The sequence below is a fragment of the Nocardia brasiliensis IFM 10847 genome, assembly GCF_000710915.1.
Taxonomy (GTDB): domain Bacteria; phylum Actinomycetota; class Actinomycetes; order Mycobacteriales; family Mycobacteriaceae; genus Nocardia; species Nocardia brasiliensis_A.
Genome location: NZ_BAUA01000005.1, coordinates 53570 through 67216 on the forward strand (window position 1 = coordinate 53570; position 13647 = coordinate 67216).

At 68.0% G+C, this 13647-nt stretch carries 15 protein-coding genes; 7 read left to right on the plus strand and 8 right to left on the minus strand.

The annotated features are described in order from the left end of the window. Positions 1–42: 42 nt before the first annotated feature. Complete coding sequence (locus tag NBRGI_RS00855) at positions 43–810, minus strand: SDR family NAD(P)-dependent oxidoreductase (protein ID WP_014980899.1); 768 nt, start codon at positions 808–810, stop codon at positions 43–45. A gap of 235 nt (positions 811–1045) precedes the next feature. On the opposite strand from NBRGI_RS00855, the gene NBRGI_RS00860 reads away from it, so the two are divergent. Beyond that, positions 1046–1924: an SDR family NAD(P)-dependent oxidoreductase gene (locus tag NBRGI_RS00860; RefSeq protein WP_029892316.1), complete on the plus strand. Its 879-nt coding sequence runs from the start codon at positions 1046–1048 to the stop codon at positions 1922–1924. A gap of 23 nt (positions 1925–1947) precedes the next feature. Then, complete coding sequence (locus NBRGI_RS00865; RefSeq protein WP_029892317.1) at positions 1948–2616, plus strand: TetR/AcrR family transcriptional regulator; 669 nt, start codon at positions 1948–1950, stop codon at positions 2614–2616. A gap of 233 nt (positions 2617–2849) precedes the next feature. Here the strand turns inward: NBRGI_RS00865 and NBRGI_RS00870 are convergent, their stop codons facing one another. The 3 genes from NBRGI_RS00870 to NBRGI_RS00880 form a co-directional block, all read right to left on the minus strand. Beyond that, entirely contained in the window at positions 2850–3581 is a 732-nt protein-coding gene (locus NBRGI_RS00870) for a TMEM165/GDT1 family protein (protein ID WP_029892318.1), read from the minus strand. Between the two features lie 294 nt (positions 3582–3875). Continuing rightward, positions 3876–4403, minus strand: a complete 528-nt coding sequence (locus NBRGI_RS00875; protein WP_029892319.1) for a hypothetical protein — start codon at positions 4401–4403, stop codon at positions 3876–3878. Between the two features lie 289 nt (positions 4404–4692). Next, positions 4693–5316, minus strand: coding sequence for a superoxide dismutase (locus tag NBRGI_RS00880; RefSeq protein ID WP_029892320.1), 624 nt, complete (start codon positions 5314–5316; stop codon positions 4693–4695). A gap of 189 nt (positions 5317–5505) precedes the next feature. On the opposite strand from NBRGI_RS00880, the gene msrA reads away from it, so the two are divergent. Next, a complete protein-coding gene (msrA, locus tag NBRGI_RS00885; protein ID WP_029892321.1) occupies positions 5506–6186 on the plus strand; it encodes a peptide-methionine (S)-S-oxide reductase MsrA in 681 nt (226 codons plus the stop codon). A gap of 62 nt (positions 6187–6248) precedes the next feature. Here the strand turns inward: msrA and NBRGI_RS00890 are convergent, their stop codons facing one another. After that, on the minus strand, positions 6249–6860 hold the full coding sequence (locus tag NBRGI_RS00890) for a hypothetical protein (protein ID WP_029892322.1): 612 nt from the start codon (positions 6858–6860) through the stop codon (positions 6249–6251). A 518-nt stretch (positions 6861–7378) separates the two neighbouring features. Between NBRGI_RS00890 and NBRGI_RS00895 the strand changes: the two genes are divergently transcribed. From NBRGI_RS00895 to NBRGI_RS00910, 4 genes are all read left to right on the plus strand, one after another. Further along, entirely contained in the window at positions 7379–7750 is a 372-nt protein-coding gene (locus tag NBRGI_RS00895; protein ID WP_029892323.1) for a rhodanese-like domain-containing protein, read from the plus strand. A gap of 80 nt (positions 7751–7830) precedes the next feature. Further along, complete coding sequence (locus tag NBRGI_RS00900; RefSeq protein WP_235210804.1) at positions 7831–8826, plus strand: DUF4328 domain-containing protein; 996 nt, start codon at positions 7831–7833, stop codon at positions 8824–8826. Beyond that, positions 8823–9590, plus strand: a complete 768-nt coding sequence (locus NBRGI_RS00905) for a glycerophosphodiester phosphodiesterase (RefSeq protein WP_029892325.1) — start codon at positions 8823–8825, stop codon at positions 9588–9590. The genes NBRGI_RS00900 and NBRGI_RS00905 overlap by 4 nt, the downstream gene beginning before the upstream one ends. A gap of 719 nt (positions 9591–10309) precedes the next feature. Further along, the gene (locus tag NBRGI_RS00910; protein ID WP_029892326.1) at positions 10310–11230 is read left to right on the plus strand and encodes a DUF5926 family protein; all 921 of its coding nucleotides are present in this window, start codon (positions 10310–10312) and stop codon (positions 11228–11230) included. A gap of 256 nt (positions 11231–11486) precedes the next feature. On the opposite strand, the gene NBRGI_RS00915 is transcribed toward NBRGI_RS00910, so the two are convergent. The 3 genes from NBRGI_RS00915 to NBRGI_RS00925 all read right to left on the minus strand — a co-directional run. Next, on the minus strand, positions 11487–12035 hold the full coding sequence (locus tag NBRGI_RS00915; RefSeq protein WP_029892327.1) for a ferritin: 549 nt from the start codon (positions 12033–12035) through the stop codon (positions 11487–11489). 71 nt (positions 12036–12106) lie between these two features. Further along, a complete protein-coding gene (locus NBRGI_RS00920) occupies positions 12107–12649 on the minus strand; it encodes a ferritin (protein ID WP_029892328.1) in 543 nt (180 codons plus the stop codon). A gap of 10 nt (positions 12650–12659) precedes the next feature. Next, on the minus strand, positions 12660–13647 hold a 988-nt coding region (locus NBRGI_RS00925), incomplete at its 5' end, for an LCP family protein (protein WP_029892329.1).

Below are 13647 nucleotides of genomic sequence, written 5' to 3' on the forward strand. Positions count from 1 at the left end.
GCCGACCGGGTCGGTCGACAGCGGCTTTCACGCAGGGGAGGCCTAGCGCGGGGCCATGCGCAGCGCGCCGTCCATGCGGATGGTTTCACCGTTGAGGTAGTCGTGCTCGACGATGTACTGCGAGAGCTGCGCGTACTCGTCCGGGCGGCCCAGGCGCGACGGGAACGGCACGCCGGCCTCGAGGCCCTTGCGGTACTCCTCGGTGACGCCGGCCAGCATCGGGGTGTCGATGATGCCGGGGGCGATGGTGTTCACCCGGATGCCGAACTGGGCCAGGTCGCGCGCGGCCGGCACGGTCATGCCGTGCACGCCGCCCTTGGAGGCGGAGTAGGCGATCTGGCCGATCTGGCCCTCGAACGCGGCCACGGACGCGGTATTGATGATGACGCCACGCTGACCGTATTCGTCGACGGTGTCGGTCTTGGAGATCGCATCGGCGGCCAGGCGCATGACGTTGAAGGTGCCGAGCAGGTTCACGGTGATGACCGTGCGGAACAGCTCGAGATCGTGCGGGCCGTTCTTGGACAGGATGCGCCCCGCCCAGCCGACGCCCGCGCAGTTCACCACGATGCGCAGCGGCGCACCGGACTCGACGACCTTCGCGACCGCGGCGCCGACCTCGTCATTGCTGGTGACGTCGGCCGGAATGAGGGTGACCCCGGCGGGCACGTTATCGCCCGCGCGCTCGATGGACTGCGGCACATCCAGGCCGAAAACGGTGGCCCCCAGCTCGGCGAAACGCTTGGCAGTAGCGGCGCCGAGGCCGGATGCGCCTCCGGTGACAATGGCGGCGGAACCCGAAATCTCCACGATGGTCCTCTCGTTCGTGACAGCCAGTTGGCCCTTCGTCAATTGCACCCTAACGGGTGCGCCCACCGGACCCGATGAGGCCTCCCTCTCATTGCGGCACCGGCGAACGGCCCGGCTGCCGCAGGGTTACGCGCAGGCGAACGGGCGGTGAGCCGCCCGCTCGGGTCGGACAGCGCGCCCGGTAGGCGTGGATTATTTGCGAACAGATGTGTTCTTGGGTGGTACCGTCGCTGGCATGAAGCTGTTCTCCGCGGCGTCCGTGGCCGGTCGCAAGGTATTGATCACCGGGGCGGCGCGGGGGATCGGGGCCGCGCTGGCTCGGCAACTGCACGCGCACGGGGCCCGCGTCGCACTGCTGGGGTTGGAGCCGGAATTGCTCGCCGAAGTGGCGGCCGACTGCGGGGACGCGCCGTGGCGCTACTGCGATGTCGGCGACGCCGAACAAGTCGACCGGGTGGTGCAGACGCTGGTCGGTGAGCTCGGTGGGTTGGACGTGGTGGTCGCCAACGCGGGTATCGCGCGGCAGCTGCCGTTGCTCGGCGGCGACGCCGCGGTGATGGAGCAAACGCTCGCGGTCAACGTCCTCGGCGTCTACTACACGTTGCGCGCGGCCGGGCCGCACATCAGTCACGCGAACGGCTATGCGCTGCTGGTGTCCTCGCTGGCCGCGGCGGTCAACCTGCCGCTGGTCGGCGCGTACAGCGCGGCGAAGGCCGCGGTGGAGGTCCTGGGCAACACGTTGCGGATCGAAGTCAAGCACACCGGTGCGAAGGTGGGCGTCGCGTATTTCGCCGAACTGGACACCGACATGACCTCGCGCGGATTCGGCACCGACGCGGCACGCGCGATCATCGGGCGCGCCACGGTCTCGGGTGTCGCGCCGCTCGGCCCTGCCATCGACGCGGTGGAAAAAGCCATTGCGCGCCGGAGTCGGCAAGTCGTGTCACCGTGGTGGGTGGCCTACGTGCTGCCCGCCCGCCCCATCGCTCAGCGGGTCATCGACCTCGCCCTGCGGCGCGGCGTACCACGCGCGCTGGAGATCGCCCGGAAGGAAGCGGCACCCTTCACCACAGACCAACCAGACAGACCACGCAAAATGGAGCGGCCCGTCTAGACCGACAACACCGGAGTTCCTGAATGACCGAATCGGCAACCAGCGCACGGCAACTCCCGCGGGGCAGGCACGGCCTGCCGCGGGAGCAGGTGGTCGCCTCGCAACGCGAGCGCATCCTGATCGCGATGGCCGAGGCGATGGTCGAGAACGGTTATGTCGGCACCTCGGTCGCCGCGATCCTGAAGCGGGCCGGGGTCTCCCGGGAAACCTTCTACGAGCAATTCCGCTCCAAGGAGGCCTGTTTCGAGGCCGCCTACGAGCGGGCCGCGCAGCATCTGCTCGAGCGCATCGCCAGCGCGTCACTGGAAGCCGACGGAGCACAGGCCGCGGCCACCGAGCTGGACCCGGTGACCCGGATGGACAAGATCTTCGCCGCCTACCTCCAGCACCTGGTCGACGACCCGGCCAGCGCCCGCCTGTTCCTCGTCGAGGTCTACGCGGTCGGCTCGGCCGCGATCGCGCGCCGCGCCCAACTGCAGGAACTGTTCGTCGGCCTGATCGCCGACGTCCTCGACGCCCGCACCGACGAACAACGCTTCGCCTGCATCACCCTGGCCGCCGCGATCAGCGCCATGGTCACCGGCCGAATCGCCGCCGAAGACCTGGACGGCCTCCTAGCCCTGCGCGCCCCCCTCCTGGACCTCGTCCGCCGCGGCGGCCAACTGTACGGCGAAGCCCTCGCCCACCCCTGACCCCGCAGGTGTGCAACGGCTGCCGCGCAGGTTTCAGCATCCCGCGCGCGTGTCGTTCGAAGGACACTTGCGCGGCACAACAAATAGTGCGCAGGGCATGCAACGGCCGGTCCTCGACTGCGGTCCATGCCGAACCACGCTCGGGATACGGCGGACGTTCAGGACCGCGCGCCCGTAGTGACTCGACGGCTGCCGCGCAGGTTTCAGCATCCCGCGCGGCGGTCTCGGCCTGCCTAGCGGTGGGCGGGCGGGTCTGCGGGGATCGCGGGTTGGTCCGCGGTCTTGTCGGGTACCGCGCGGCGCAGTCGGCGGCCCAGCAGCAGGGCCGCACCACCGAGGGCGGGGGCGGTCGTGGCGAGCAGGGCGACGACGAGGCCGCCGAGGTCCGGCGCGGCGGTCGAGACCAGTGTCATGGCACCGAAATAGAGGAACAGGAGGCCGGAGCCGATGCCGATGGCGCGCTCGGGCAGGTGCTTGCCGACCAGGATGCCGATGGCGATGGCCAGTGCGTCGGCGGCGACCATGCCGATGGTCGAGCCGACCCACACGCCGATCCAGTCGTAGTCGGTGGCCAGGGCGGCGGTCGCGAACATGGTGCGGTCGCCGAGTTCGGCGAGCAGGAACGCGGACAGCACCACGAAGAACGGGGCGGTGCTCGCGCGCAACGATTTCGGGGCCGGGTCGTCTTCGTCGGCGATGCCGAAATGCTCGCGCAGCGTCCACACGCCGACGGCCAGGAAGGTGAGCGCGGCGACCAAGGCGATGGCGCGGGTGGGCAGTGCCGAACCGAGGAAGTAGCCGACGCCGACCGAGAGCAGATGCACCGCGGCGGAGGCGGTCGCGATCCCGCCGAGCACCACCCACCAGCGGTAGCGCAGGGCGAACGTCAACGCCATCAGCTGGGATTTGTCGCCCAGCTCGGCGAGGAAGACGATGCCGATACTCAGCAAAACGGTGGCGATCATGGTGTGTGCGGCTCCCGGGTCTCCGGCCTGCCGACCGGAGTCTGGGTACGCCTCCGGCCGACAACGAATGTTGTCCTGGCCGAAGGTCTCGCCCACCGGAGCGAACCGGTTCACACAGCCGGACCCGTTCCCTTGTGGGGTGGCGGGTCAGTATGTCGACTATGTGATTGGGGGCTACTCCCCTTCGCTGCCGCCGACTCTACCCGCCGAACGCCGGGCGTGCCAACCGGCTGTAATCGAAATCGCAATGCGCACAATAAGTTTGGTGATCCGTGCCGCGAGTTTCGGGTACCCTTACGCGGCCAGCAGCATAGCCAGAACCGCAGTGTCGGGATCGCTGATCGGGTCCAGGCCGACCCGGCTGACCAGCGAGGTCACCGTGCCGTCGGACTCCGCCTCGGCCCACGCCGCGCGGTGTTCCAGGCCCAGATGCGGCACACCAGGCAGCAGCACGCACCCGGACGCCGCACCCGCGCATTCCGGCAGTGTCGGCTTGGTCTCCGAGGGCGGATGCAGCATGAGCAGCGCGGTCGGCGCATGACCGGCAAACCGCCCGGGGGGCAGCGCCTCCTCGCCGAGCACCGTGCCCTCGGCCATCACCAAGCCGACCGTGCCGGGCGCCGGATCGTCGGGCAGATCCTCGCGCACCCCGAACACGGTCGAAGTGGCCAGCAGACCCGGCATGGAGGCCACCCGGACTGCGAGCACCAGCACCTGCGCCCACTCTTTGGTGGTGTCCGGCCAGCGACCGGAGATGACGAAACCCCGCAGCGAGCCGCGGGCTTGGAACGGCGTGATGCCGATCGGTTCATTCGTACGCATCGTGCCTCCCGTCATGAAACCGGGGGCGGCCTTGCCCGTCCTCGAACTGTGGATTCCGAGGATGACCTAAGGAACACCTGGCACACAAGTCCCAAAGAGTGCCAGTCGGCCGGTAGCGGTGCCCTGACCAGCGGCTCTCGCTGCTCGCACACCGATATGCGCTGAACCGATATCCCGCCGAACCCCGGGCGTGTCCCGGTGTGCGGGGCCTGGAAACGGTCGAACCCGCGGACAGAACTCTGTCCGCGGGTTCGAGAACCCGCCGCGCGCGGAGGCGCGGCAGTCAGGTTCAGCCGAAGAACAGGCCCTTGCCCTGAGAGACGGCGCGGGCGAAGCGCTCCTGCACGTCTTCCCAGTTGACGACGTTCCAGAACGCGGTGACGTAGTCCGCCTTGACGTTCTTGTACTGGAGGTAGAAGGCGTGCTCCCACATGTCGACCTGGAGCAGCGGGATGATGCCCAGCGGGACGTTGGCCTGCTGGTCGTAGAGCTGGAAGGTCAGCAGCTTCTGGCCGAGGGTGTCGTAGCCGAGCACCGCCCAGCCCGAGCCCTGCAGACCGTTGGCGGCCGCGGTGAACTGAGCACGGAACTTGTCGAACGAACCGAACTGGTCGTCGATCGCGGCGGCGAGCTCGCCGACCGGCTTGTCGCCACCGTTGGGGGAAAGGTTCTTCCACCAGATGGAGTGGTTGACGTGGCCGCCGAGGTGGAAGGCCAGGTTCTTCTCGTAGAGGAAAATGGCGCCGTGGTCGCCGCTTTCGCGGGCGGCTTCCAGCTTCTCCAGCGCGGTGTTCGCGCCTGCGACGTAAGCGGCGTGGTGCTTGGAATGATGCAGCTCGTTGATCTGCCCGGAGATGTGGGGCTCCAGGGCGCTGTAGTCGTAATCCAGATCTGGCAGCGTGTACTCAGCCACGATGTCCCTTCCTATGTCGGGCTGGGCGCGCCGTTTCGCGGGCACACCCAACCATCATTCGTACACCCGATCGGTTCCAACCGGGCCCGAGGCCTGCGCATTCCAGCGCTGACGTCCAGCGCGCGGGCTGTGCGCCGTCGTGTCCGCAGACCGGGCACCGGGTCGAAACCTCACGCGTAGCATCGAACCATGTCGTGGTACGACGAACTAGTGGGGCGGTTGCGCCTCCCCACGTCCGTCATGGTCGGGCCGGACAAAGCGCTGCCCGGCCGTGCGGAACCGATCCTCGTGCCGGATACCCACTACGTCAACGGTCATCGGTTGCATCCGCCATTTCCGGACGAACTGCAGGTCGCGGTGGTCGCGATGGGTTGTTTCTGGGGTGCGGAGCAGCAGTTCTGGCAGCTCGACGGCGTGTATACGACCGCGGTCGGCTACGCGGGCGGATTCACCCCGAATCCCACCTATGAAGAGGTCTGCAGCGGGCAGACCGGGCATACCGAATCGGTGCTGATCGTGTTCGATCCCGCGGTGCTCGACTATGCGGCCTTGCTGCGGTGCTTCTGGGAGAACCACGATCCGACCCAGGGCATGCGGCAGGGCAACGATCGCGGCACTCAGTATCGGTCGGCGCTGCTCACGGTCGATGCCGGTCAAGCCGAGCTGGCGCGCAGCAGTGCGAACGCCTTCGGGGCTCGGCTGGCCGCGGCCGGCTTCGGTGAGATCACCACCGAAATCGCGGCGCTGCCCGATCTTTCGGCGTTCTACTACGCCGAGGGTTATCACCAGCAGTACCTGGCCAAGAATCCCGGCGGTTACTGCCCGGTGCACGCGACCGGGGTGAGCTGCCCGGCCGGCCTCGGCCCTTGACGGCCACGTGAACGAAAACCGCACACCCGGTCGGTCCGGATGTGCGGTAGGGGTGCGGAGGTTCAGAGTGGCGGCGCGACACCGGGCCGGGTCGCGCGCGGATCGCCCGCGTCGTGCGCGGCCCACCAGCGCGTGGCGCCCGCGATGAACTGGGCCAGCGGGATCTCCTGGCCGTTCGCGTCCTGGATCAGCACGTTGTCGAACCACACGCGTACGTCGAGTTCGCGCGGGTCGATGCCCTCTTCCTGGGAGAACTCCAGCACGTGCGCGGAGTCGTGATCATCGATGCGGGTATCGAAGCTGAGCAGCTCGCCCCACAGCGTCCACCCGCTGTCGTCGAGGTCGATGAACTCCCAGCCGTGCAGCCTGCCGCCGCCGAAGCTGCGGATCGCCTCGTCCAGACCGTCCAATTGCAGCGGCAGCACCTGCGGTTCGACGGCGTCCCAGTTCTGCATCCGCAACGAAGCGGCGACGCGGCCGACTCCGGTGAACGTCACCTGCACCCGGTAGTCCTCGGTGGGCGTTCCGTTCTCCGGAAGCGTCAGCACCTCTAAATCGAGTCGTAGTTGTCCGGCCGCCGCGTCGACCTGCAGGCCGAGGCACGTGGCCTCGGACAGGGCGACATTGAGTCCGGCCGTGTCCATTCCGTCGAGTAGCCCCCTGCTCACGTTCATGCGCACAGGCTACCGACAGCTACCGGTGCAGCCCAATATTTAAGTTTTTCGCTAGCGTTCTCGTTTTTTATGGAACCGAACGGCACGCTGCGTCGTCCAAGTAGATGTCGGAACATGTTGCGCCACAAGTTCCGAGGTCAGCGGCGGATGACCGCTCCGGGATGTACTTGGTGGAGGGGAGTCTCGGATCGGTCGTTCGCGGCCGCGTGACACGCCAGCGAGTACCGAGCGCAACACGCAGCGACCGGATCCGAGTGTGCGAGACGGCGAGCCGATTAGCCGAACGGTTGCTTTGATAGCCGAACCCTGGATTGATGCGCTGTCTGATAGCCACAGCCTGTGGATGAGGTTGTGGATTATGTGGATAACTCTGTCGGAGATATGCACACGCCGCCCCTGAGCGGGCCTCGTTCAGGGTTCCGGGACGGAGAACATACCTGAAGTATCGGCTTGCTGTCGAGGTCCCCGGCCGAGCCGGAACTGCGCGGTCCCCGCGCGCCCATGGCAGGATCGAAACCGTGACGAGTCCCCATGTTCCCTCTGTTCCGGTGGACGCGCTGCCGAGCGATTTCGACCGCGCCGCGCCGACCACGGCGGACCCCACCCGGGCGATCCTGCTCGACGTGCGCGAAGAGGACGAATGGCAGCTCGGACACGCGCCCGGCGCGATCCACATCCCGATGGTCGACGTGCCCGCCCGGGTGGACGAACTGGAGTTCGACGTCGACCTCTACGTCATCTGCCGGCAAGGCGGCCGTTCTCTCCAGGTGGTCGAATACCTCACGCACATCGGCTTCGAAGCGATTCAGGTCCGCGGTGGCATGGTGGCGTGGCAGCAGGCCGGACGCCCGCTGATCGCGGACGGCGACCACCAGGCGAAGATCTACTGAGGGAGAGCTGAGGTGCGATGAGTACGGTTGTCCAACCTTGTGCGCGTTGCGGTGCGCGATGGGCCGTGCAGTCGACTCCGATGCACTGGTGCCCGCGCTGCCGCGGCGTGCTGCTGTCGCCCGCGCCGATCGACGCTCCCGCCGAACGCCGTAACTACCGGTGGGTGGCGCGCCGACCCGATCACCGCCTGCGCAAGAGTTCCGGTGCCCGGCCCGCCGCCACCGCGACCCCGCGCTACACCCAGATCCCGCGCTGGGGTCTGCTCGACCAGCCGCCGCGGGAGCCGGCCGCTGCGGCGCTGCCGTTCGCGAAGCTGACCCGCAAGGTGCCGACCCTGCTGATCACCACCGCGGTCGTGTTCGGACTCGCGGCGCTCGCCGAGCTGCTGCGCTATCTGTTGCTGCTGCGCAACCGGACCCGGTTGATCCACCCCGCGCTGCTGTTCGCCTCCGATGCGTTCGTCGTCGGCGCCGCGCTGCTGGCCCTGCTGCTCGCGCTGATCAGTGCGCTCGCGATGGTCGGCTGGCTGATCCGGACCCGGCGAACCGTCTTCGAGCAGGCCGGTCGCGGCGAGCCGCGGTCGGTGCGCATGCTCGTGCTCGGCTGCGTCGTGCCGGTGGTCAACCTGGTGTGGCCGGGCATCTTCCTGACCGAGATCGTCACCGAGCGCGACGATCCGCGGGCGGTGCGGGCGATCCGGATCTGGTGGGCGGCCTGGGTAGTCGGCGGCCTCGTCGCGGTGGCCGCGCTGTACTGGCGGACCGCGGACTCGTTGCAGGTCAAGGCCGACGGCGTGCTGTTCACGGCATTGACCGACCTGGTCGCCGCCGCGGTCGCGCTGCTCACCCTCACCATGCTGCGCGCGATCGAGGAGCGAGACGCGTTCGGCCACAGCCGGATCGCGCGCCGCTGGGTGATCGCCGTCGACCCGCCCGTACCGGTGATCGAACCCGTGCAGCCCGGCGGCCGCGGCGCACCCGCTACCGTCGAGCAGCCCGTCGCCGCGGACACCGAACCGCAGAACCCGCCCGACGGTGCAGTGGACCGTGAGCACGAGGAGGTTATGGCCAAGTGAGCCAGGGCAGTCGCGCGCCGTTCGTCGTGGCGCATCGGGGCGCCTCGGCGGCGCGTCCCGAACACACGCTCGCCGCATACGAATTGGCGCTGCAGGAAGGCGCGGACGGCGTCGAATGCGACGTCCGGCTGACCAGGGACGGGCATCTGGTGTGCGTGCACGACCGCACCGTCGACCGGACCTCGTCCGGCACCGGCCTGGTCAGCGAGATGACGTTGGACGAACTGAAGGAACTCGACTTCGGCGCGGACGGCGAACCGTCGCCGGTGCTCACGCTCAGCGAGCTGATCACCCTCGTCCTGGACTGGCGCAGCAGGCCGACCAAACTGTTCATCGAGACCAAACATCCCGTGCGCTACGGCGCGCTGGTGGAGAACAAGCTGCTCGCCGAGCTGCAGCGGTTCGGCATCGCGACGCCCGCGTCCGCCGATCACTCCCGCGCGGTGGTGATGTCGTTCGCCGCGACCGCGGTCTGGCGGATCCGCCGCGCCGCGCCGCTGCTGCCGACCGTGCTGCTCGGTGAATCCTCCCGCTACCTCGGCGGCAGCGCCGCGACGACGGTCGGCGCGACCGCGGTCGGACCGTCGGTGAAAACGTTGCGTGACCACCCAGAGCTGGTCGACAAGGCCGCCGCCGCCGGCCGCGCCACCTACTGCTGGACCGTGGACGACCCCGACGACGTCCGCCTCTGCGCCGACCTCGGCGTCAGCTGGGTCGCCACCAACCACCCCGGCCGCACCAAAACCCTCCTCGGCAGCGCCTGACCGCACGCTTGGACGCGCCGCGCGCTCAGTCCTGACCGCACGCCAAACCGCCTGTGGCAGGCTGCGACCGCTCGCGGGAAAGCGCCGCGCGCTCATGCCCGTCCCACGCCAACCGCCTGTGTCGAGGTGCGACCTGCTCGCTGTGCGCCTGAGCCCGGCCGCACGCAAACCCTGCGCGGTAGCGCGTTCAACCCGAGCACGTGCACACCGTTCGCGGCACGGTGTGACTGCTTGCCAGGAAGCGCCGCCTGCTCAGGCTTGGCCGCGCGCTAACCGTGCGCGACAGTGGGTGACCGCTCGTCGGGACGCGCCGCGTGCTCAGACTCGGCCGCACGCAATCCTGCCCGGCAGTGGGTGACCGTATGTCCGGAAGCGCCTCGCGCTCAACGGGATTCGGGGTGGGGACAATCGGCGGTGCCGTGCTGCTACCCCCGGGTCGAGCTCGGATGCTTGGTTGTGTGGCAGAAGGCGATTACTCATGTCGGGTGGGTCGGTCCTGTCAGAGGCGATAGCCGGTGAACCGAGCAGGTTGTATACCCCGGTGAACGGCGGTTGCCGGGGGTAGGCGGGCGGGTCGGGGCGTGCGGGGCGATCAGGGTGGCGAACCTTGTTGGATGCGTTGGTTATTCGGACGCCGGGGGCGCGGCGGTGGGCCCGGGTGGGATTCGCCGACGTGGCGCGCGGGGTGTCGGCGGGCACACCCTGTAGGTTGACCCCCCGTGGGTAAGAGCAAGCGCAACAGTCCTAAGCCCGGCGGGAACCGGGCCCAGCGTCTCGCCGAGCGGAAGGCCGCGCAGGAGCAGGCGGCGCAGACCGTCACGCGTCCCTTCGAGGGGCTGGCCGCGGAGTGCGATCTGGTCGCGCTGCGCGAGTTCGTGCCGTCGGCGACCGCCGAGCTGAAGCTGGCGTCGAGCGTCGCGGCCGAACGTCCGGTCGTGCTCGCCACCGTGCTCCCCGGCGCGGTCGCCGCGCTGGCGCGCGCGGGTGAGCCGCCGACCGGATTCGTCGGTGCGCAAACGCAGTTCCAGAGCGCCGACGCGGGCGCCGACCTGGCCGCCGCCATCCTGTGGACGCAGTCCGCCGAGCCCGGCGACTCGCTGTCGTCGGTGGAGAGCGTGGCGGGCGGCCCGCGGTTGGCCGACGTGATCGATCCGGGCGCCGCCCTGGATCTCACGGTGCACCAGGACTTCGACTGGTGGGTGCCCGAGGGCGTGCAGCCCGATGCGCAGGTGGCCGCGACCATCGAACAGGCCAAGCAGGCGATCATGCCGTCGGCGCGGATCGCGCTGGCGCCGGACACCGCCGGTGCGGCGTGGTGGGTGGATGCCGGCGAGAAGGCGCATATCCGCTGGGTCCGCCCGGAGAACGAGGACGACCTGATGCTGGCGCTGGCCCGGCTGCACGCCGCGGGCGGACTGCAACTCGGTGAGGGTTCCCGGTTCGCCGGTTCGTTCCGCACGCACGGCGTGCTCGTCCCGGTGTTCGACCTCGATCGGGAACGGCACGCGGACGAATGGACCAAGCCCGCCGAGGAATTCGGCGCCCGGCTGGCCGAGGCGCTCGCCACGGACGCGCCGCTGACCGCCGACGAGCGTCGTTCGCGCGACGGTCTGCGCTCGCGCCAAGTCACCCTGCGCTGACGAATTAAGCGGATTGATTTCAGTCAAAATCCAACTGAATGCTTGCTGCTCCGTTAGGTTCTCCTCTGACACCGAAGACTGGTGCAGGTGAGGGCAGTCTCACCGAAACGATGAGGAATGAGGCACGCCAATGGAGCAGATCCTGAAGATCATCACGTCCTTGATCAGCACGCTGAGCGCCAGCTAGCGCAGGGAATGGCAAAAGGCCCAGCTCGTCGCGAAGAGCTGGGCCTTGTCGCTTATCGCAGCGAGCCGATCAGACGGTGCCGCCCGCGGCCGCCGGCGCACCGGAAGCGTCACTCGGACCACTCATTTCGCGCGCGATGAACTCTTCCAGGTCGAACAGGTTCGACCCGGCGCGATCGGCGATATTGAGCAGGGTGGTCATATTGGCGACCTCCTCGACCTGCTCCTTCAGGAACCATTGCATGAACTGTTCGCCGAGGTAGTCGCCCTCTTCGCGGGCCGTGCTCGCCAGTTGGATGATCTGGTCGGTGACCGTCTTCTCCTGGGCGAGGGCCAGCGCGATCGGTTCGCGCACATTCTCGAACTTGGATTTCGCGGCGTCTATCCCGGCGAGGTCGACGCTGATATCGCGATCGAGGAAGTACTGCACGATCATCATCGCGTGATTACGCTCTTCGACCGCCTGCGCGTAGAACCGCTTGGCCAACTGGGGCAGATCGGCATTGTCGAACCACACCGCGATAGCGATGTATTGATGTTCGGCATTGAATTCATGCCTGATCTGATCGTGAAGCAAGCCGTGAAATTTGCTGCGCGGGGACTCCGGATGGCTGGACATAGAGGTGACATTAGCGCTGGTCAACGCGCGTGTCATCCAAGTGCAACCTTATTGAGGCTAGTATTGCCTAATTAATTCTTTGCTGCGCCTGCCATTTTCGGGGTTGCGGTATCGACGCGTTGGGGCGCCCTTAACTCGCGCGCAATGAACTGTTCGACATCGAACAAGTCGCCCGCCGCGCGGTCGATCACGGCCAGCAACGTGGTCATCCGGGCGACGTCTGCCACCTGTTCCTTGAGGAACCATTGGATGAACCGCTCGCCGAGATAGTCGCCCGATTCGCGGGCCGCCCGCGCCAGCCCGGTGATCTGCGTGCTCCGGTTCTGCTCGTCGTCCAGCAGGAAAGCTATTGCGGCACGCGGAGATTCGAAGCTGGAACGGACCTCGTGCAGTCCGCCGATCCGGATCTCCAGATCGCGATCGAGCAGATACTGGACCATTCGCAGCGCGTGCGCGCGCTGCTCGGCGGACTTCGCGTAACAGTGTTTAGCCAACTGGGGCAACCGATTCGAATCGAAGTACACGGCGGCGGCCAGATACTGCTGGGCGGCGGTGAAGCCGCGGTGCAGTTGCTCGCGCAGCAGACCAGGGAACGACTCGTCGGTGTCGGCCATGTGATCGACGTTACCTGGTCAGCAGATCCTCCGGGATCGGTTGGTCCTTCGCGAGCGCCTCGAAGAACCCGCTCGCCTTGCTCTTGTCCCAGAGCAGCACGTTGCCGCTCGCGGTGTCGTCGAAGCCGCCGATCGGCACCGTCGTGGCCACCGTGTCGCCGCGCAGCGCCCATCCGAGCTGACCCAGGTTCCAGATGTGGTCCCCGTTGTCGACCTTCAGCGACTTGACGGTGTCCGAGGCCAAGGGCCAGAGCTTGAACGGATTGGCCAGTGTCGCAGCGCTTGTCGCCTTCTTCAGCAGGGCGGACATGAAGATGCGCTGGTTGTTCATCCGGTCCAGATCGGCCAGCGCGGTCGCGCGGCTGCGCACGAAACCCAGCGCCTCCGGGCCGGTCAGTTTCTGGCAGCCGGCGGGCAGATTGATCCCGGCCAGCGGGTCGTCGATGGCGGTGGGCAGGCATACGTCGATGCCGCCGAGTGCGTCGACCACGCCGGCGAAACCACTGAAACCGATCTGCGCGTAGTGGTCGATGCGCAGACCGGTGGCGATCTCGACGGTCTGTACGAGCAGCGGCGCGCCGCCGATCGCGAAGGCGGCGTTCAGCTTGTCCTTGCCGTTGCCGGGGATGCTGACGTACGAGTCGCGCGGCAGGCTGACCAACGTCGCCTTACCCGACTTCGGGACGTGCACGAGCATGATCGTGTCGGTGCGTTCCGGCCCGACCTCGCCGCCGGTGGCGAGTTCCTGTTCCTGCTCGGGAGACAGACCCGCGCGGCCGTCGGAACCGACGAGCAGCCAGTTGGTGCCCGGCGTGTCCCCGACGCGCTCGGCGTAGTTCGCCAAAGCGGGGATACGGGTCAGGGATCGGTCGAGTTGGATCACGGCACCGATCGCGGCCAGCACGAGCACCAGCAGCAACACCAGGAACCAGCGGAAATAGTGCCGCTTGCGGCGCGGCCGCGGCGCGCGTTCCCGCCGCGGCGGCGCGGACGGAGGC

What these genes read in the sequence shown, in the direction of transcription:
- NBRGI_RS00915 (WP_029892327.1), bottom strand. Translation starts at nt 12,035, where the DNA reads ATGTCCAGCCATCCGGAGTCCCCGCGCAGCAAATTTCACGGCTTGCTT.
- NBRGI_RS00920 (WP_029892328.1), bottom strand. Translation starts at nt 12,649, where the DNA reads ATGGCCGACACCGACGAGTCGTTCCCTGGTCTGCTGCGCGAGCAACTG.
- msrA (WP_029892321.1), top strand. Translation starts at nt 5,506, where the DNA reads ATGTCGTGGTACGACGAACTAGTGGGGCGGTTGCGCCTCCCCACGTCC.
- NBRGI_RS00875 (WP_029892319.1), bottom strand. Translation starts at nt 4,403, where the DNA reads ATGCGTACGAATGAACCGATCGGCATCACGCCGTTCCAAGCCCGCGGC.
- NBRGI_RS00860 (WP_029892316.1), top strand. Translation starts at nt 1,046, where the DNA reads ATGAAGCTGTTCTCCGCGGCGTCCGTGGCCGGTCGCAAGGTATTGATC.
- NBRGI_RS00900 (WP_235210804.1), top strand. Translation starts at nt 7,831, where the DNA reads ATGCACTGGTGCCCGCGCTGCCGCGGCGTGCTGCTGTCGCCCGCGCCG.
- NBRGI_RS00870 (WP_029892318.1), bottom strand. Translation starts at nt 3,581, where the DNA reads ATGATCGCCACCGTTTTGCTGAGTATCGGCATCGTCTTCCTCGCCGAG.
- NBRGI_RS00865 (WP_029892317.1), top strand. Translation starts at nt 1,948, where the DNA reads ATGACCGAATCGGCAACCAGCGCACGGCAACTCCCGCGGGGCAGGCAC.
- NBRGI_RS00890 (WP_029892322.1), bottom strand. Translation starts at nt 6,860, where the DNA reads ATGAACGTGAGCAGGGGGCTACTCGACGGAATGGACACGGCCGGACTC.